The organism is Lysobacter capsici (assembly GCF_018732085.1).
Lineage (GTDB): Bacteria > Pseudomonadota > Gammaproteobacteria > Xanthomonadales > Xanthomonadaceae > Lysobacter > Lysobacter capsici_A.
In genome coordinates, this window is record NZ_CP076103.1 from 4231360 (window position 1) to 4248101 (window position 16742).

Sequence of the window (16742 nt, forward strand, 5' to 3'; positions counted from 1 at the left end):
CGCGTAACGCAAACGCCCCGGCCGAGGCCGGGGCGTTGTCGTTTCCAACCATCGCGGCGGCGCGCACGGCCGCGCGCGCTCAAGCGGCGCTCACTTCTCCAGCTTGAACTCGCCGTACTCCTTGAGCTGGCTCTGCACGGCCTTGTAGTCGCCGACCACCACGATCGATTGGTCCTTGGTCGCGTAGTACTTCTTCGCCGCCGCCTGGATCTGCTCGGCGCCGACCGCGCGCACCTTCGGCACGTACTCGCCGAGAAACTGCGGCGGCAGGCCGTACAGCCAGTTGCTCGCCAGCGACGACGCCACCGACGCCTGCATCTGGTTGCCGATCAGATAACCGCCGGCCACATAGCGCTTGGTGTCTTCCAGCTCCTGCGCCGGCACCGGGTAATCGTTGAGCTTGCCGAATTCGTAGATGAATTCGCCGATCGCAGCGCCGGTGACTTCGTTGCGCACGTCGGCCGAGGCCTGGACGATGCCGCCGGCGCGCAGGGCGTTGAGCCCGCCGCGCGCGCCGTAGGTGTAGCCCTTGTCCTCGCGCAGGTTCTGCATCAAGCGGCTGCTGAAACCGCCGCCGAGGACGATGCCGGCCAGCTGCGCCGGAATGTAGTCGGCATCGGTGGCGGCGATCGCCGGACGGCCCAGCCGCACCGCCGACTGCACGCTGCCGTCGCGCTGCACGAACAGGCGTTGCGGCTTGGCCTCGCGCCGCGCCGGCGCGGTGTCGGCGATCGGCTCGCCGCTGCCCTTCCAGTCACCGAAGGCGGCCTGCGCGTACTTGAAGCCCTCCTCGGCGCTGATCCGGCCGGTGACGATCAACAACGCGCGCTCGGGACGGAAACGGCGCGCGTGTTCGGCGCGGACCTTGTCGGCGGTGACCGCGTTGAGCGCGGCCTCGGTGGGCTGGGTGTGACCGTAGGGATGATCGCCGTAGGTCGCCGCGAGCAAGGCGCGGGTGGCCTTGAAGCCCGGCTGCGCCTGCGACACCTTCAATTCCTGCAAGGCATTGGCCTGGGCGAGCTTGACCTCGGCGTCGGGGAAGTTCGCCTGCTGGGCGACTTCGGCCAGCAACCGCAGCATCGCTTCGGACTGGGTCGGCAGCGCGTAGCCGCTGAGGATCACGCCGTCGTTGAGCGCGCCGGCGGCGAGCGTGCCGCCGTAGCCCTGCGCGGCCTCGGCGATCGCCTTGGCGTCGCGCTTGGGCGTGCCCTGGGTCAGCAACTGCGCATACAGCGAGGCGAAGCCCGAGGCGTCGGCGGCATCGGCGGCGAAGCCGGCATTGCGCACCGCCAGCACGTAGTCGACCCGCGGCAGGCCCTTGCGCGGCACGACCCAGACTTCCAGGCCGTTGGCGAGCGTCTTCTGCGCGATCTGCGGCACCGGCAAGGCCTTGTCGGCGGCCAGCGGCGGCAGTTGCGAAGGCAGTTTGGCGGTGGGACCGGCGAGCGCGGCGCCGCCGGTCGCAACCAGGGCCAGCGAGGTCGCCAGGGCGAGCAGGTTCTTGTGCATGTTCATGTCGTCTCCTCGCTCAGTTCTGGCCGGACGGCGCGGCGGCGGCGGGCGCGGCCATGGCGGTCGGCCGGCGGTCGATCACGGTGCGGTTGGCGCGGGTCAGGTAGGTCTTGGCCGCGCGCTGCAGGTCGGCCGAGGTCACCGCTTCGATCCAGCCGGGAATCTTGTTGACCACGTTGGCGTCGCCCCACAGGGTCTGCATGCGCGCGACGGTGTCGGCGCGGTCGATGTAGCTTTCCAGGCCGTTGTACCAATCGGCCAGCATCTTGGTCTTGACCCGCTTGAGCGTGGCCGCATCGACCCCGCCCTGGGCGATCTTCGCCACTTCCTCGTCGATCGCCGCGAGCACCGCGTCGGCGCTGCTGTCGGGCTTGTACAGCGCGAACAAGGTGTACAAAGTCGGGCCGTTGTAGGTCCACGGATCGGTCAGGCCGTACAGCGCCTCGACGCTGAGCGCGACCTGCTTGCGCTTGACCAGGCTCTGGTACAGACGCGAGGCCTCGTCGCCGGCCAGCACGCTGCCGAGCACCGCCATCGGCGCGTGATCGCGGCTGCCGCGCGCGGGCATCTTCCAGGCCGCGGCGATCGCCGGCACCTGCGCCAGCGCGTCGGTCTGGTTGACGCGCTTTTCCTGGGTGTTGAGGCCTTCGCTGTAATCCGGCGGGGTCGGCGTGGAGCGGCCCGGAATCGCGCCGAAGTACTTGTCGGCCAGTTGGAAGGCCTCGGCCGGGGTGATGTCGCCGGCGATGCCGAGCACGGCGTTGTTGGGGCCGTAGTAGTCGCGATGGAACGATTGCACGTCGGCCAGGCTGGCGTTTTCCAGGTCCTGGAAGCTGCCATAACCGTCGTGGTTGTTCTCCCACTTCTGGAACGCGTGCTGGCCGATGTCGATCCACATGAAGCCGCCGTAGGGCTGGTTCTTCACGTTGACCCGGATTTCTTCCTTGACCACGTCCTGCTGGTTCTTCAGCGTGGTCGGGTTGAAATCCAGGGTCTTCATGCGGTCGGCTTCCAGCCACAGGATGCGGTCGAGCGCCGACACCGGCGCGACCTCGATGTAGTTGGTGAAGTCGGCGCGGGTCGAACCGTTGTTGCGGCCGCCGCCGCCGCTGATGACCTGGTCGAACACGCCCTTGGGCGCGGTCGGCGTGCCCTGGAACATCAGGTGTTCGAACAGATGGGCGAAGCCGGTGCGGTTCTTGGGTTCCAGCCGCATGCCGACGTGATAGACCACGCTGACGCCGACGGTCGGCGAGCTGTGGTCCTCGGAGACGACCACGGTCAATCCGTTGTCGAGTTTCTTGACCGCCACCGGCACTTGCCAGCGATCGCTCTCGGCCGCGGACGCAGGAGCGAACGCGGCGGTCGTGATCGTGGTCAGTCCGGCCAGCAGTACGCTCAGATGACGCGTGCGCATGGGTGGCTCCCTGTTTTTGTCGAGATGGTCTGTCGAGATGAGTCGGATGATGCGGTACGGGTATGGCGAAACGGCGGCGTATCCCCTCCACGCGCCCCGGGCTCGCGCACCTTAACCTGCCCGGGCGCGATGCGCATGCGGGTCGAAAGTCACGCAGGGGATGCCACGCACGGCCCGGCGCTGGCCGTCGCCACGCGAATCGCCGACACTGTGCGCCCCGCGTCCTTGCCCCACCGACCCGCCGATGCCGTACACGCCTATCGTGGCCACCCTGGGCTACGTGCTTTCGCCCGATGGCCGCCAAGTGTTGATGGTGCATCGCAACGCCCGCCCCGACGATCACCAGCTCGGCAAGTACAACGGCCTGGGCGGCAAGCTCGAGGCCGACGAGGACGTGGTCGCCGGCATGCGCCGCGAGATCTTCGAGGAAGCCGGCATCGACTGCACCGCGATGCAGTTGCGCGGCACCATCAGCTGGCCGGGGTTCGGCAAGCGCGGCGAGGACTGGCTCGGCTTCGTGTTCACCATCACCGCCTTCGAAGGCACGCCGTTCGCGAGCAATCCGGAAGGTTCGCTGGAGTGGGTCGATCTGGACCGCCTGCACGAACTGCCGATGTGGGAAGGCGACCGCGAGTTCCTGCCGCTGGTGTTCGATGCCGACCCGCGCGCGTTCCACGGGGTGATGCCGTACCGCGACGGGCGGATGGTGTCGTGGAAGTATTCGCGGGTTTGAGCGGCCGGGTCGGAGACGTGCGGAACCCGGAACTCGCAGACTGACGCGGCGAGTCGGAACAATGGCGAGCCCGCTTACCCTTTCGACAAAAGCCGCTCGACGTCGCCCCAACCCAATTCCCAGGTGCGACCGTGGCAGGCCCAGTCCGGCAGCGAACCGCTCACGCGTTCGGCCGGCCCGTGCGGGAACGGCGGGCCGCTAAATTCCAGGTTCAACAATATTCCCGATACCGGCGCCCAACGCACGATCGCCTCGCGCGCCGGCCGCAACGGGCTTTGCGCCGGATCGCCACCGCTGTGCGCCAGATCGAAGCTTTGCGAGTCGAACACCACCAGACAGCGCGAGTCGTCAGTGCGCAGCAGATAAAGGCGGCCGCCTTCTTCGGGCTCGTGCACGGCGCGGCAATCGCGCAACGCGTAGCGCTCCTCGCGCACCACTCCGGCCTGGGCATCGACCTGAAAAGCGCCGAGCATGCTGCGCTTGATCGCCCGCCATTGCCGCGCGAAGGTCCAGGCGTTTACCGAGGCATACACGGTCCCCAGCAACGGACAGGCCGCGAGCAGGTACGGCCAATAGACCGCGACCCAGCCGCCCAGGTCGCTGCCGCTACGGATGCTCAATGCGGAAACAATCAGCAACGCCAGCAGAAAACCGGTGACCGCGGCGCTGCTCTTGAGCCACTCCCATCGCCATTCGCGTATGTGGGCAGGCATTTGGTCAGGCGAATCGTCCGTCGACTCGATCAACTCGTTCGCCCTCGGCACCATCAAATCGAGCCTGCTGCGCTCGTCCTGCGTCATCGCCACCATCGTCGTCCGCGCCGCCATGCCCGTACCTCCGTGTGTCCAGCACTGTCTCGTACTTTCGGCAAAAGACCGACGCGGGTAAAGCACGCGGTCGGCCACCGCGCCGTGGCGCGATACGCGCGTAACCGCCTGCATCGCAACTGCACCAGGTCGCTGGCGAGCACCCTGGCCGCGCCCTCAACCGCCGACCCGCACCGTCCCCTTGCCTTGCTTTTGTTCGAACACGAAGCTGAAAGCCAGGCTGACCGCGACCGCTTCCTCCCGGCCGGTCACGCAGCCTTCTTCCTGCGGCCTGGCGCCCGGATAGACGCAGCGGAACGCCGGATCGAAACGCCACTGCAGCACCGCCGCGCGCGCGGCTTCGACGAACTGCGGAGCCGCGGCCGTCGATGCCGGACAGCCCTCTTCCACTCCAACCGGACGGCTGCCGCTGACCCGGCCGTCCGCGCCGATCGCCACGTTCAGGCAAACCGTCTGCGGCGCCAACCGCTGCGCCAGCAATTCGTCCGGATAGGTCGGTGCGGCGTTGTCGCGTTCGGCCAGCGGCATCTGGAAGGTTTCGTTGTCGGCCAGTTGCATGCGCTCGGGCGCGGTCAGCAGCTTGTCGATCGAGCGCACGCCGACCGCGCCGGTGTGGGCATCGCTCCGCGTCGCGCCGTGCGGTGGCGCGCTGGCGCAGGCGCTCAACATCGCCACGCAGCCGCAGAGCATCCATGATTCGAGTCGCATCCTCGTCTCCATGACCACGGGAGTATTCCTTGCCTCGCTGGCGCGGCATCGGCACCGGATCGGCGCCACCGTCCTGCTCGCGAACCGCGCGTCTCGCGGCTTACACCGCCTCGAGCCGACGCTCGATCACGTCCCAGGCAACGCGCCAGATCTTGCCATGATCGGCCCATCGCGGCATCTCATGGCCCAGCGCCCGACTCGGCGTCTTGGCGAAGACCGGCCCACTGAACTCGATACTCATCAACAAGCCCGACACCGGCGCGCGGCGCAGCACCGCGCACCGCGCCGGCTGCATCGCGCTGGCCATCGGATCACGACCGGCTTCGGCCAGATCGAAACTGCGCAGGTCGAAGATCACCAGGCAACGATCCCGGTCCACGCGCAGCAGATGGACGTGGCCGCCGATCTCGGGCTCATGCACGCAGCGGCCGTCGAGAAATTCATAACGTTCTTCCTGGATCGTCCCGGCATCGGCGTCGGCCCAATACGACCCGAACATCCGCGGACGGTTCGCGCGGACCTCGCGCCGATACATCAAGGTTCGATAACTGGCATACGCCGCGCCCAGCAACGGGCACGCGACGATCGCATACGGCAACCATCCGGCGCCCCAATCGGGATCGCTCAAACCTGCGCGCAGCACCAACGGCCAGCTGGCGGCGATGAACAGCAAGGCCAGGCTTGCGATGCTGGCGGTGGTCAACCAGTTCGCCAGCATCGGGCGATCGAAGCGGGCATCGCGGGCGCCGCCGAGGTTGAGCAGCTTGCGTCGCTCGTCGTCGGTCATTGGGCGGGAGATCGCTTGCATCGGCATGGTGTGTCTCGTTGCATCCCGCGCATCGCCGGCAATATTCCGCGCGGTGCCCTTGCGGCGCGCATGTTCATCGAATTTGTTCGGCGGTGGTCGTCGACGGTGCAGGTCTGTTCGATCGGTTCGATATCGGGTTGGGTTGGGTTGGGTGATGAGGTTCGTTGGCCAGCGGCGAAGTGTCGCTTATTTTTCGGCGATGTCGCGGCTGCATTCGTGCCGGCTGGCGCGTCGCCAGGTTTGGTCAAGCGGGCGCGGTGAGTCTGGCTTTGGTGGCGCCGTGGTTTTGGGGGCCGGGCAAGTCGCGGTGTCATTCATTTTTTTTATAAGCGTGACCGGGCGCAGCTGCGATGTATCTTGCGACGTTGCCGTATTGGCGCGGTCGCGGCTTGCGCCGCTCCTACAGGTAAGCAACGTGGCATTTGCTTGCGCTTGAAGCCGCGCAGTTCATCCAGCGCTGCGAAGCGGCAACCTCGCGTCAGCAACAGCACACCCGGAGGGCGACGCGCATGGATGCGCGTCGCGCGCCACCGGGACATGGATGTCCCGTGTGGCGCGTGCCCGCGTCAGCATCAACCTTGCGGGCCTTTGATTCACAACAAAGCGTTTTTCTTTGGTTACCTTTCTTTTGTCGCTTTTGACAAAAGAAAGTGACCCGCCGCTTTAGTGGCGGAAGCTTTTGATCCTGCTGGAAGCTTTAAAGTCTTTGAGGCTTTAAAGCTTCAAAGCCTTTGAAGCCGAAGGCAAGATCAACGGCTTTCGTCCGCAAGCGGCCGAGTTACTTTCTTTTGTCTAAAGCGACAAAAGAAAGGTAACCAAAGAAAAACGCTTTTTCTTGAATCAAGTGCCCGCAAGTGCGGTGCTGACGCAGGCATGCGCCACACGGGACATCCTGTCCCGGTGGCGCACGGCGCACATCCATGTGCGCCGCCCTCCGGGTGTGCCGTTGCTAACGCGAGTTACAAGCTTCGCAGCGCTGGAAGTAATGACTCAGATGAGGGCCGAGCAACGGCAACGGCAATGGCAACGGCAACGGCAACAGCAACAGCAACAGCAACAGCAGGGAGTATCAAGGCACCGCCGACACCAACGTCGCCCGCGGCGGCGCATCCAGCCGCACACTCACCGTACTCGACAACCCCGGACGCAACCGCGCCAACTCGGGTTGACCCGGATCGAAGCGGATCCGCACCGGCACGCGCTGCACGATCTTGGTGAAATTCCCGGTGCCCGGCTCGAACGGCAACAGCGAAAACTGCGACCCCGACCCCGGCGCGAAACTGTCGATGCGCCCGTGCAAGGTCGTGCCGGGCAAGGCGTCGACTTCGATGCTCGCGCGTTGGCCGGCCATCATCCGCGCGGTCTGGGTTTCCTTGAAATTGGCGACCACGTACAAGGCCCCCAGTGGCACGATGCTCATCACCCGCGTGCCGGGCTGGACGTAATCGCCCTGCTCGATCTGCCGATCGGCGACGACGCCGTCGATCGGCGCGCGGATTAAGGTGTGGCGCTGATCCTGCAACGCCAGATTCAACGCCGCCTGCGCGCGCGCCACGTTCGCCTGCGCCTGCGCCAGGCCCGCCTGCAAGGCCGCGCGCTTGGCGCGGGTGACATCGGCCTGGTTGCGGCTGACTTCGAATTCGGCGCGACTGCGCTGCGCGCCGACCTGGGCGGTGATCGCCGCGGCGCGGAACTGCTCGACGTCCTGGCGCGCGACCGCGCCGGAAGCGACCAGATTGTCGTAGCGCCTGCGATTGGCCTGAGCGACTTCGCTCTGCGCGTCGGACGCGCGGATGGACACCTGCGCGGCATGCACGGTCGACTGCGCGAGCCGCTGTTCGGCATCCAGCGACACCAGCGCCGCTTGCGCGGCCTGCACCGCGGCGCGCGCGTCCTGCAGATCGGCGCCGGCCGAGGCGACCTTGGCGTCGAACTCCTCGGCGTCGATGCGCAGCAAGGCATCGCCGCGCTTGACCACCTGGTTGTGATTGACCAACACATGCGCTACCAGGCCGCGCACTTTCGGCGCGATGATCGAGCTGTCGGCCTGCAGATAGGCGTTGTCGGTCGAGACCGAGCGCTTCGGCGAGAGGATGTAGAGCGCGCCGCCGATCGCCAGCGCGGCCGCCACCGCGACCGCGATCACCGCCTTGCGCGAAGGCCGCCAACGCGTTTTTTCCGCGCCTTGGGCCGCGCCGCTCACGGCGGCGCTCATCGCTCCATCACCAACAGCGTCGATGTCGCCGAGGCATGCAGCCGGCCCGTGGCGTCGATCAAGCGCGCTTCGGCGAATGCCGCGCGGCGGCCGATCGATACCACGTGGCCTTCGGCGCGCATCGGTCCGCTCTGGTCGGTGATCGCCTTGTGGTAGGCGACCTTGATTTCCAGGGTCGTGTACAGCTGCTGCGCGCTCAGCCGGGTATGCACCGCGCAGCCGCAGGCCGAATCGAGCAAGGTCGCGGCATAACCGCCATGGATCATGCCGATCGGGTTGTAAGCGTGCTGGCCGGGCGTGCCGACGAATACGGCGGTGCCGTCGCCGACTTCGGCCAGGGTGAAATCCAGGGCGATCGCGATGCCCGGACGGCGTCCGGCGGCGATCAGCGCGCGCAGTTGTTCGATGCCGCTCAATCCCGCGCCGGTTTCGTCAACAAGACTCATCGCTGCGCTCCGTTTTTGTTGTCGTCCAGGCCCGCGTCATCCAGGCCCAACCGGCGTTTGATCAATCGCCGCGCGTCGTCGAGGATCGCGTCCGAGCGCGCGCCATCGGGTTCGCTGCGTGCGATCGCCAACGTGCCCAGCAATTCGGCCAGCACCGAACGCGACAAGGCCGCCGCGTCGGCATATCCCAACTGCACCATCGGCGCGGCGATGCGTTCGCTCAAGGCGGTCACGCCCGCGCTGAAGCGTTCGCGCGAGGCCACGCCCAGGCGCGGCACGTCGGCGGCCAGCGCCGCGACCGGGCAGCCCTTGCCCATCGCGTCGCGATGGCGCGGCGACAGGTAGAAATCGATGTACGCCGCCAGCGCCTGCGCCGGCGGTTTGTCGCTGGAGGCGTGATGTTCGATGCGTGCGCGCGCATCGATGAACATGTAATCGATCGCGGCGGTGATCAGCTCGTCCTTCGAAGCGAAGTGGGCGTAGAAGCCGCCGTGGGTCAGGCCGGCCTCGCTCATCACCGCGGCCACGCCGACCCGGTGCGGGCCCTGGCTGCGGATCGCGTTGGCCGCGACCGCGAGCACGCGCTCGCGGGTCTTGAGTTTGTGTTCGCTGTCGTAGCGCATGACTTGACCGCCGGACTTGATATGACGATCATCATACTAAGTCCTCCGCGCTTGGCAAGGCCCCCATGAGCACCTCCCTGCCCGCGCCCGCCGCGGCCGACGCGATCGCCCCGGCCGACCTGCCGAACGCGCGCAAATTCCTGATCTTCGCGGTCATGGCGTTCGGCCAGTTCATGGCCCTGCTCGACATCCAGATCGTCGCCGCCTCGCTCAACGAGGTGCAGGCCGGGCTGTCGGCCGGACCGGACGAGATCAGTTGGGTGCAGACCGGCTACCTGATGGCCGAGTTGGTGATGATTCCGTTCTCGGCGTTTCTCGCCCAGGCCCTGTCGACCCGCGTGCTGTTCGCCTTGTCGGCCGGTTTGTTCACCCTATCGAGCGCGCTGTGCGGGCTGGCCTGGGACATCGATTCGATGGTCGCGTTCCGGGTGGTGCAGGGTTTCGTCGGCGGCGCGATGATCCCGACCGTGTTCGCCACCGGCTTCGCCCTGTTCACCGGCAAACAGCGCGCGATAATCCCGGCGATTCTCGGCATGGTCGCGGTGCTGGCGCCGACGCTCGGGCCGACCGTCGGCGGCTGGCTCACCGAAGTCGCCGGCTGGCGCTGGATCTTCTACATCAACATCCTGCCCGGGATCGCGGTGACGGTGCTGTCGTACTCGCTGATCCGCGTGGACCGGCCGAACCTGCCGATGCTCAAGCGCATCGACTATTCGCACCTGGCGGCGATGGCGGTGTTCCTCGGCTGTTTGCAGTACGTGCTCGAAGAAGGCCCGCGCCACGACTGGTTCGAGGACGACGGCATCGTCATGGCCGCGTGGTTTTCGCTGGTCGCGTTCGTCTTGTTCCTGGAGCGTTCGTTTCGTTCGAAGGGGCCGATCGTGCGCCTGTCGCCGTTTCGCAATCGCAATTTCGTGTTCGCGTGCGTGTTCAACCTGGTGATCGGTTTCGGCCTGTATTCATCGACCTACCTGATCCCGGTGTTCCTCGGCCGCGTGCGCGGCTACAACAGCCTGGACATCGGCACCACGGTGTTCGTCACCGGCATCGCCCAGTTGTTCGGCACGGTGCTGGTCGCGCGCCTGTCGCAGCGCGTCGATGCGCGCCACATGATCACCGTCGGCCTGCTGCTGTTCGCGACCAGCCTGTGGCTGACCTCGCAACTCACGGCCGAGTGGGGTTTCGCCGCCCTGCTCGCGCCGCAGGCGCTGCGCGGTTTCGCGATCATGATGTGCATCGTGCCGAGCGTGAACATGGCCTTGTCGGGTTTCGCCATGACCGAACTGCGCTACGCCTCGGGCCTGTTCAATCTGATGCGCAATCTCGGCGGCGCGCTCGGCATCGCCATCGTCAACACCTGGCTGGGCGATCACAGCCGCATCCACGCGGCGCGCTTCGGCGAGAGCCTGGGCGAAGCCGGACGCCACGCGGGCGGCTTCATCGCCGCATTGGCGGCGCGGGTCGGCGAGTACACGCCCGATCCCGCACAGGCGCTGCTGATCGCGCAGGGCGAAATGGCCAAGGTGGTCGCGCGTCAGTCGCTGACCTTGGCGTTCAACGACGTGTTCCGGTTGATGGCGTGGATCTTCCTGGCCGCGCTGATCATGGTGCCGCTGTGCCGCAGCAGCCTGGCGCCGGCGCCGCCGAGCGCGGATGCGCATTGAGGCCGGGCGGGCTCAGCGCCCGGCGTCGGGTTTGCTGTCGGCTTTCGCGTCGGATTCGACTGCGCTCGCCGCCCTCGGCGCCGCGCCGGTGCTCAGGCGACGCAGCGGTACGAGGCCGTAATACTGGAAGAAATAGCCGGTCGTGTTCGGCACGCATTCGCCCTGATAGTCGATACAGGGCTCGGCTTGCGGCGGGACATGCAGGATGACCAAATTGTCCTGCGTCACCAGGCCTTCGTCGTCGATCTTGCGGCCGTAGCCGTAGATGCCGCGGCGCAGATGCTCGCTGGCCGGATACAACCGCACCGGCTCGCTCCAACTGTCGCGATCGGTGCGCATCGCCAGGCGATAGCCTTGCGCGTCGCGCGAGATCTCCAGGAACGCACCGGGCTCATCGTCGTCGCGATCGCGCTGGTAGGTGCCGACGAACGTGTCGTGCATCGGCGCGGCCGCATCCGGACGCGTCGGCGCGGCGCAACCCGCTAGCCACACGGCCAAGGCCGCGGCGGCGACAGGCAACGCGCTGCGAATCGATGCATGCCGGTTCGAACGGTGGTCCCTCACCACGAGCGTCATCGCCGCGTCCGCATCATGCGCGGGTTTCTTCCTCGATCCCGACATTGGTCGGCGCGGCATCGTAGACCGCCTTGTCGAGCAGACCGGTTTCCTTGGCCACCAGCACCGGCACCAGCATCTGCCCGGTCACGTTGGTCATGGTCCGCATCATGTCGAGCACGCGGTCGATCGCGTACAGATAACCGATCGTCTCCAGCGGCAGGCCGGCGGCGCTGAGCACCACGGTCGCCATGATCACCGCGGTGCCGGGCACGCCGGCGGTGCCGAAGCTGCCGAGCACGGACGCGATCATCACGATGAAGTATTGGTCGGCGGTCAACGGCGTGCCGGTGTATTGGGCGATGAACACCGCGCACAGCGCCGGATAGATCGCGCCGCAGCCGTCCATCTTGATGCTTGCGCCCAGGGGCGAGGCGAACGCGGCGTAATCCTTGTTGACGCCGAGGTTGTGGGTGATCGAACGCATCGCCACCGGCATCGCGGCGAAGCTCGAGGAACTCACGAACGCCACCTGCATGCCCGGCGCCGCGCCGCGGAAGAACTTGAGCGGGTTCAGGCCATGCGCCAGCAGCAGGCCGCTGTAGACCACGACGATGTGCAGCGCGCAGGCGACGTACAACGCCAGCACGAAACTGCCCAGCGGCAGCAGCTTCTCGAACCCGTACGCGCCGACCAGCGAGGCGATCAGGCCGAAGGTGCCGATCGGGGTGACTTCCAGCACGAAGCGGGTCACCTGGATCATCAGGTCGCTGGTTTCGCCGACCAGCTTGCGCACGCCGGCGACTTTCTCGCCGAGCTTGACCATGGCGAAGCCGAGCAGCCCGGCGAAGAAGATCACCGGCAGGATCGAGCCCTTGCCGGCGGCGAGCACGGTTTCGCCGGCCGCGTTCTTGGTCGCGCCGATGCCGGTCAAGGCATAGAACGGATTGCTCGGCACCACGTCGAGCAACACCTTGACCACGCTGGGCACGTCGCGCGGCTTGTAGCCCGAATCCACCGCCAGGCCGGTCACGCCGGCGCCGGGCTGCATGATCGTGCCGACCGCCAGGCCGATGCCGACCGCGAGCACCGCGGTGATCGCGAACCAGGCGAAGGTGCGCCCGCCGAGCGCGGCGATCGACTTCTGTCCGTGCAGCGACGCGACCGCGTTGATCACCGCGAAAAACACCAGCGGCACCGCGATCATCTTGATCAGGGTGACGTACAGATCGCCGAGCGGCCCGAACCAGGTGTCGGCCGCCGGACCGAAGGCCCAGCCGGCCAGCGCGCCGAGCACGAAGCCGGCGACCACGCGCTGCCAGAACGGGATGCGGAACCAGGCCGAGAACAAAGCGGTCATCGCGGGCTATCCAATGAATGCGTCGGTGGATGCGGGCCGGACGCGGCCGATGGCGGACGCGTTGGCGGGCGGGTGGGACGACACGATAAACAGCTTCGCCGCGGCGCTGCCTGATCTGAGCGCATAAGCCGGCAACGAAACATTATTACTTCCGACAGCTTCGGCAAACCAGCCGGGCTGCGTTGGGACAATAGTGGATTGGCGGGGCGATACGAAGAACGAGTCCAGAGAAGTGAGAAACGAGTAAGGCAGCGCGCTACCCACTCGTTCCTCACTCCTGTGCACTGGTTCCCGCCTCGAACCTGCCTCAAACGGCAAACGCCCGCCCAACCGCGGTCACACGCCCGATGCATAATCGCCGGCTTGTCATTCCCAACGCCCGGCCCGCCCATGTCCAAGCTGCGTTCCGCTTCCGTTCTCCTCGTTCCCGCGCTGCTCACCGCTTGCGCGGCGTCCGCACCGACCCGCGCCGACGCGCCCAGCGCCGGCGTGGCCATCGACGTACCGGCGATCCAGCACCCGCAGGGCGAAACCCCGGCCTGGTGGTACCGCGACGGCGCCGCCCAGGCCGCGCAGCGCGGCGCCTCGTCGGCCAAGGCCAAGAACGTGATCCTGTTCGTCGGCGACGGCATGAGCCTGACCACGGTCGCCGCCGCGCGCATCCTCGCCGGCCAGCTCAAGGGCGCGCCGGGCGAAGAAAACCGCCTGAGCTGGGAACGCTTCCCCTCCACCGCGCTGAGCAAGACCTACAACACCGATTCGCAGACCCCCGACTCGGCCGGCACCATGAGCGCCATGGCCACCGGCGTGAAGACCCGCGCCGGCGTGCTCAGCATCGGCCAGAAGGGCCTGCGCGGCGACTGCGCGGCGGCCCTGCAGGCGCCGATGCTGACCTTGTGGGAACTCGCCGCGAGCCAAGGCCTGGCCACCGGCGTGGTCACCACCACCCGCGTCACCCACGCCACCCCGGGCGCGACCTTCAGCCATTCGGCCGATCGCAACTGGGAAAACGACATGGACCTGACCGACAAGGCCAAGTCCGAAGGCTGCATCGACATCGCCAGGCAGATGATCGAGTCGCCGTACGGCACCGGCCCGGACGTGCTGATGGGCGGCGGTCGCGCCAACTTCATGACCGTCGAACAGCGCGATCCCGAGTACGACGACAAGGTCGGCCAGCGCCTGGACGGCCGCGACCTGATCGCGACCTGGAAGCAGCGCCACCCCGGCGGCGAGTACGTGTGGAACGCCAAGCAGTTCGCCGCCGCGCCGAAGGACAAGCCGCTGTTCGCGCTGTTCGAACCCGACCACATGCAGTTCGACCACGACCGCCCGCAGGACGGCGCCGGCGAGCCCTCGCTGGCGGAGATGACGGTCGCGGCGATCGAACGGCTCAAGAAGGTCAAGGGCGACAACGGCTTCGTGCTGCTGGTCGAGGGCGGCCGCATCGATCATGCCCACCACATGGGCAACGCGTATCGCGCATTGACCGACACCATCGCGTTGAGCGAAGCGGTGGATGCGGCGAACAAGGCCACGTCCGCGGACGACACCTTGATCCTGGTCACCGCCGATCACTCGCACACCCTGAGCTTCGTCGGCTACCCGACCCGCGGCAACCCGATGCTCGGCAAGGTGCGCGGCACCAGCGGCGAAGACGGCGACCCCAACGACTACGCCCGCGACGCGCTCGGCAAGCCCTACACCACGCTCAACTACAGCAACGGCCCGGGTTATACCGGCGCCAGCTCACAACAGCCCGAAGGCCCGCACAAGTTCCCGCACACCGCCAGCGGCATGCAGGAAATCGAAAAGGGCCGCCCGGACCTGACCCACGTCGACACCCAGGCGCCCGATTACATGCAAGAAGCCCTGGTCCCGACCACCGCCGAAACCCACGGCGGCGACGACGTCGGCATCTGGGCGCGCGGCCCCGGCAGCAGCGCGGTGCGCGGCAGCGTCGAGCAGAACACGATCTATCACTTCCTGCTGCAGTCGATGCCGAAGCTGCGCGCCTCGTTGTGCGCGAAGGGCGATTGCGATGCGAACCAGGTGCCGGTGACGTTGCCCAAGGCGGATCAGTTCAAGAACTGAGTTGATCCGGTCAACTGATCGAAAAGCAAATCCCCCCTGCCCCCCTTTTTCAAAGGGGGGAACAGCGCGGGCTCGGGAGTGAAAACGGCGACCACGTGGTCGCCGTTTTCTTTTGCATCGCATTCGAGGCGAATCTTCACAGCCCGCGGATGCTCAATGAATCCACGTTGCTGCCGTTACTGCCGTTATCGCCCACACGCCGCGCAACCAGCCGAAGCAACGAATGCAGTCTCCCTCTTTGAAAAAGGGGGATGAAGGGGGATTTGCTGTTGCTGTTGCTGTTGCCGTTGCCGTTGCTGTTGCCCTGCCAGCCCCATCCCTCAAAACGGCTTAGCCAACACCAACCACACGATCGCAATCAACGCCAGCAACGGCAACTCGTTGAACAACCGCAACGTCCGCGACGAAGGCAGCGCCCGCCCCTTGTCCACGCCCTTGAGCCAGCGCCCGGTAAAGATGAAATACACCAGCAGCACCACGACCAAGCTCAGCTTGACGTGCAACCAGCCGCCGACCGCGAACATCTGCGGCAGCCCGTCGCCGAACACCCGATAGCCCTGCCACATCAGCAACCCGCACAGGAACGCGATGCCGAACATGACGTGGCCGAAGCGATACAGCTTGCGTCCCATCAGCACCAACCGCGCGCGCACCGCCGGCTCGTCGCCGGCCTCGGCGAGGTTGACCAGGATCCGCGGCAGGTAGAACACCGCTGCCATCCAGGCGATCACGAACACGACATGGAAGGTCTTGATCCACACATAGGCATTCATCGCGGGCTTCCTGATTGGGGCTGGCGGGTCGATACGAGGACGAGGGAACCGGCTGCGGACCGCCGTGACGCCGACTCGCGATGGGCCAACATCGACAGCATCGCGCGACGACGATCGAACCCGCCGCCGCACCGATCCCGGGGCGCGTTAGGATGCCACGCTCCACCGCAAGCCACCGCCACGATGAGCAAACAGTACGACGCCGCCTACTTCCAGCGCTGGTACCGCGACCCGACCCTGAAGCACCAGGCCATCGGCGGCGCCGCGCGGCTGGCGCGCAAGGTCGCGCTGACCGTCGCCACCGCCGAATACCACCTCGAACGCCCCATCCGCAGCGTGCTCGACATCGGCTGCGGCGAAGGCCCGTGGCGCGCGCCGCTGCTCAAGCTGCGCCCGCGCCTGCATTATCTGGGATTCGACAGCAGCCAGTACGCCACTGCGCGCTTCGGTCGCAGCCGCAACCTGCACCTGGCGCGGTTCGGCGATTTCGAATACCTGCGGCCGTGCGCGCCGGTCGACCTGCTGATCTGCAGCGACGTACTGCATTACCTCGACACCCGCGAACTCGACCGCGGCCTGCCCGGCCTGGCCGAGCTGTGCGGCGGCGTCGCGTTCCTGGAGACCTTCACCCGCGAGGACGGGATCGAGGGCGACACCGACGACTTCAAGCGCCGCCCGGCCGCGTTCTACCGCGAACGCTTCGCCGCGCAGGGCTTCACTGCGCTCGGCTCGCACCTGTGGCTGGCGCGGCGTTTGCGCTTCGGCACCTCGGCGCTCGAGACCACGGGTTAGCCGCGTAGCAACCCGGTAGGAGCGGCGCGAGCCGCGACCACGCCGCCGCACCTGCGACGCGACCGGCCGCAGACCCGATCCCCGGACTTGTCGCTTCAAAGGCAGCAACGGCATCGGTTCGGAGACGGGCGCCGTAATCGAAGTGGCGCGGTCGCGGCTCGCGCCGCTCCTACAGGGCGCCTTCGTGGATTCGTGGCACCTGCAGCCCGTCTCAC

At 67.0% G+C, this 16742-nt stretch carries 14 protein-coding genes and 1 pseudogene; 4 read left to right on the top strand and 11 right to left on the bottom strand.

The window, feature by feature from the left end; translation table 11 throughout:
- Positions 1-90: 90 nt before the first annotated feature.
- Together KME82_RS17615 and KME82_RS17620 are read right to left on the bottom strand one after the other, a co-directional pair.
- Positions 91-1515 carry a M16 family metallopeptidase gene (locus tag KME82_RS17615; protein WP_215495203.1) on the bottom strand — a complete coding sequence of 475 codons (1425 nt, stop codon included), beginning with the start codon at positions 1513-1515 and terminating at the stop codon, positions 91-93.
- A 13-nt stretch (positions 1516-1528) separates the two neighbouring features.
- Positions 1529-2929, bottom strand: coding sequence for a M16 family metallopeptidase (locus tag KME82_RS17620; protein WP_215495204.1), 1401 nt, complete (start codon positions 2927-2929; stop codon positions 1529-1531).
- Between the two features lie 244 nt (positions 2930-3173).
- Between KME82_RS17620 and KME82_RS17625 the strand changes: the two genes are divergently transcribed.
- Complete coding sequence (locus KME82_RS17625; protein WP_191823316.1) at positions 3174-3662, top strand: NUDIX hydrolase; 489 nt, start codon at positions 3174-3176, stop codon at positions 3660-3662.
- A 74-nt stretch (positions 3663-3736) separates the two neighbouring features.
- Here the strand turns inward: KME82_RS17625 and KME82_RS17630 are convergent, their stop codons facing one another.
- From KME82_RS17630 to KME82_RS17655, 6 genes and pseudogenes are all read right to left on the bottom strand, one after another.
- A complete protein-coding gene (locus KME82_RS17630; RefSeq protein WP_215495205.1) occupies positions 3737-4603 on the bottom strand; it encodes a hypothetical protein in 867 nt (288 codons plus the stop codon).
- Between the two features lie 42 nt (positions 4604-4645).
- On the bottom strand, positions 4646-5197 hold the full coding sequence (locus tag KME82_RS17635) for a hypothetical protein (RefSeq protein ID WP_215495206.1): 552 nt from the start codon (positions 5195-5197) through the stop codon (positions 4646-4648).
- Between the two features lie 100 nt (positions 5198-5297).
- Positions 5298-5984: a hypothetical protein gene (locus tag KME82_RS17640; protein ID WP_215495207.1), complete on the bottom strand. Its 687-nt coding sequence runs from the start codon at positions 5982-5984 to the stop codon at positions 5298-5300.
- A 1225-nt stretch (positions 5985-7209) separates the two neighbouring features.
- Positions 7210-8220, bottom strand: a pseudogene (locus KME82_RS17645) (HlyD family secretion protein); the annotation flags it as partial.
- Positions 8217-8666, bottom strand: coding sequence for a PaaI family thioesterase (locus tag KME82_RS17650; RefSeq protein WP_215495209.1), 450 nt, complete (start codon positions 8664-8666; stop codon positions 8217-8219). The pseudogene KME82_RS17645 and the gene KME82_RS17650, both read right to left, overlap by 4 nt.
- Positions 8663-9289: a TetR/AcrR family transcriptional regulator gene (locus KME82_RS17655; protein WP_215495210.1), complete on the bottom strand. Its 627-nt coding sequence runs from the start codon at positions 9287-9289 to the stop codon at positions 8663-8665. The genes KME82_RS17650 and KME82_RS17655 overlap by 4 nt, the downstream gene beginning before the upstream one ends.
- Positions 9290-9354: 65 nt before the next feature.
- Between KME82_RS17655 and KME82_RS17660 the strand changes: the two genes are divergently transcribed.
- On the top strand, positions 9355-10953 hold the full coding sequence (locus KME82_RS17660) for a DHA2 family efflux MFS transporter permease subunit (RefSeq protein ID WP_215495211.1): 1599 nt from the start codon (positions 9355-9357) through the stop codon (positions 10951-10953).
- A 12-nt stretch (positions 10954-10965) separates the two neighbouring features.
- On the opposite strand, the gene KME82_RS17665 is transcribed toward KME82_RS17660, so the two are convergent.
- Positions 10966-11472, bottom strand: a complete 507-nt coding sequence (locus tag KME82_RS17665; RefSeq protein ID WP_215495212.1) for a hypothetical protein — start codon at positions 11470-11472, stop codon at positions 10966-10968.
- A 70-nt stretch (positions 11473-11542) separates the two neighbouring features.
- A complete protein-coding gene (locus tag KME82_RS17670; RefSeq protein ID WP_056111044.1) occupies positions 11543-12868 on the bottom strand; it encodes a dicarboxylate/amino acid:cation symporter in 1326 nt (441 codons plus the stop codon).
- Positions 12869-13258: 390 nt separating this feature from the next.
- Here KME82_RS17670 and KME82_RS17675 point away from each other — a divergent pair, with 390 nt between their 5' ends.
- Complete coding sequence (locus tag KME82_RS17675; protein ID WP_215495213.1) at positions 13259-14962, top strand: alkaline phosphatase; 1704 nt, start codon at positions 13259-13261, stop codon at positions 14960-14962.
- A 320-nt stretch (positions 14963-15282) separates the two neighbouring features.
- On the opposite strand, the gene KME82_RS17680 is transcribed toward KME82_RS17675, so the two are convergent.
- Positions 15283-15735: a CopD family protein gene (locus KME82_RS17680; RefSeq protein ID WP_215495214.1), complete on the bottom strand. Its 453-nt coding sequence runs from the start codon at positions 15733-15735 to the stop codon at positions 15283-15285.
- Positions 15736-15918: 183 nt separating this feature from the next.
- Between KME82_RS17680 and KME82_RS17685 the strand changes: the two genes are divergently transcribed.
- The gene (locus KME82_RS17685; RefSeq protein ID WP_215495215.1) at positions 15919-16527 is read left to right on the top strand and encodes a class I SAM-dependent DNA methyltransferase; all 609 of its coding nucleotides are present in this window, start codon (positions 15919-15921) and stop codon (positions 16525-16527) included.
- The last annotated feature ends 215 nt before the right edge of the window (positions 16528-16742 follow it).

Coding starts and splice junctions, on each gene's coding strand:
- KME82_RS17675 (WP_215495213.1), top strand. CDS start 13,259: ATGTCCAAGCTGCGTTCCGCTTCCGTTCTCCTCGTTCCCGCGCTGCTC.
- KME82_RS17615 (WP_215495203.1), bottom strand. CDS start 1,515: ATGAACATGCACAAGAACCTGCTCGCCCTGGCGACCTCGCTGGCCCTG.
- KME82_RS17620 (WP_215495204.1), bottom strand. CDS start 2,929: ATGCGCACGCGTCATCTGAGCGTACTGCTGGCCGGACTGACCACGATC.
- KME82_RS17685 (WP_215495215.1), top strand. CDS start 15,919: ATGAGCAAACAGTACGACGCCGCCTACTTCCAGCGCTGGTACCGCGAC.
- KME82_RS17680 (WP_215495214.1), bottom strand. CDS start 15,735: ATGAATGCCTATGTGTGGATCAAGACCTTCCATGTCGTGTTCGTGATC.
- KME82_RS17630 (WP_215495205.1), bottom strand. CDS start 4,603: ATGCAGGCGGTTACGCGCGTATCGCGCCACGGCGCGGTGGCCGACCGC.
- KME82_RS17670 (WP_056111044.1), bottom strand. CDS start 12,868: ATGACCGCTTTGTTCTCGGCCTGGTTCCGCATCCCGTTCTGGCAGCGC.
- KME82_RS17640 (WP_215495207.1), bottom strand. CDS start 5,984: ATGACCGACGACGAGCGACGCAAGCTGCTCAACCTCGGCGGCGCCCGC.
- KME82_RS17660 (WP_215495211.1), top strand. CDS start 9,355: ATGAGCACCTCCCTGCCCGCGCCCGCCGCGGCCGACGCGATCGCCCCG.
- KME82_RS17625 (WP_191823316.1), top strand. CDS start 3,174: ATGCCGTACACGCCTATCGTGGCCACCCTGGGCTACGTGCTTTCGCCC.
- KME82_RS17655 (WP_215495210.1), bottom strand. CDS start 9,289: ATGCGCTACGACAGCGAACACAAACTCAAGACCCGCGAGCGCGTGCTC.
- KME82_RS17635 (WP_215495206.1), bottom strand. CDS start 5,197: ATGCGACTCGAATCATGGATGCTCTGCGGCTGCGTGGCGATGTTGAGC.
- KME82_RS17650 (WP_215495209.1), bottom strand. CDS start 8,666: ATGAGTCTTGTTGACGAAACCGGCGCGGGATTGAGCGGCATCGAACAA.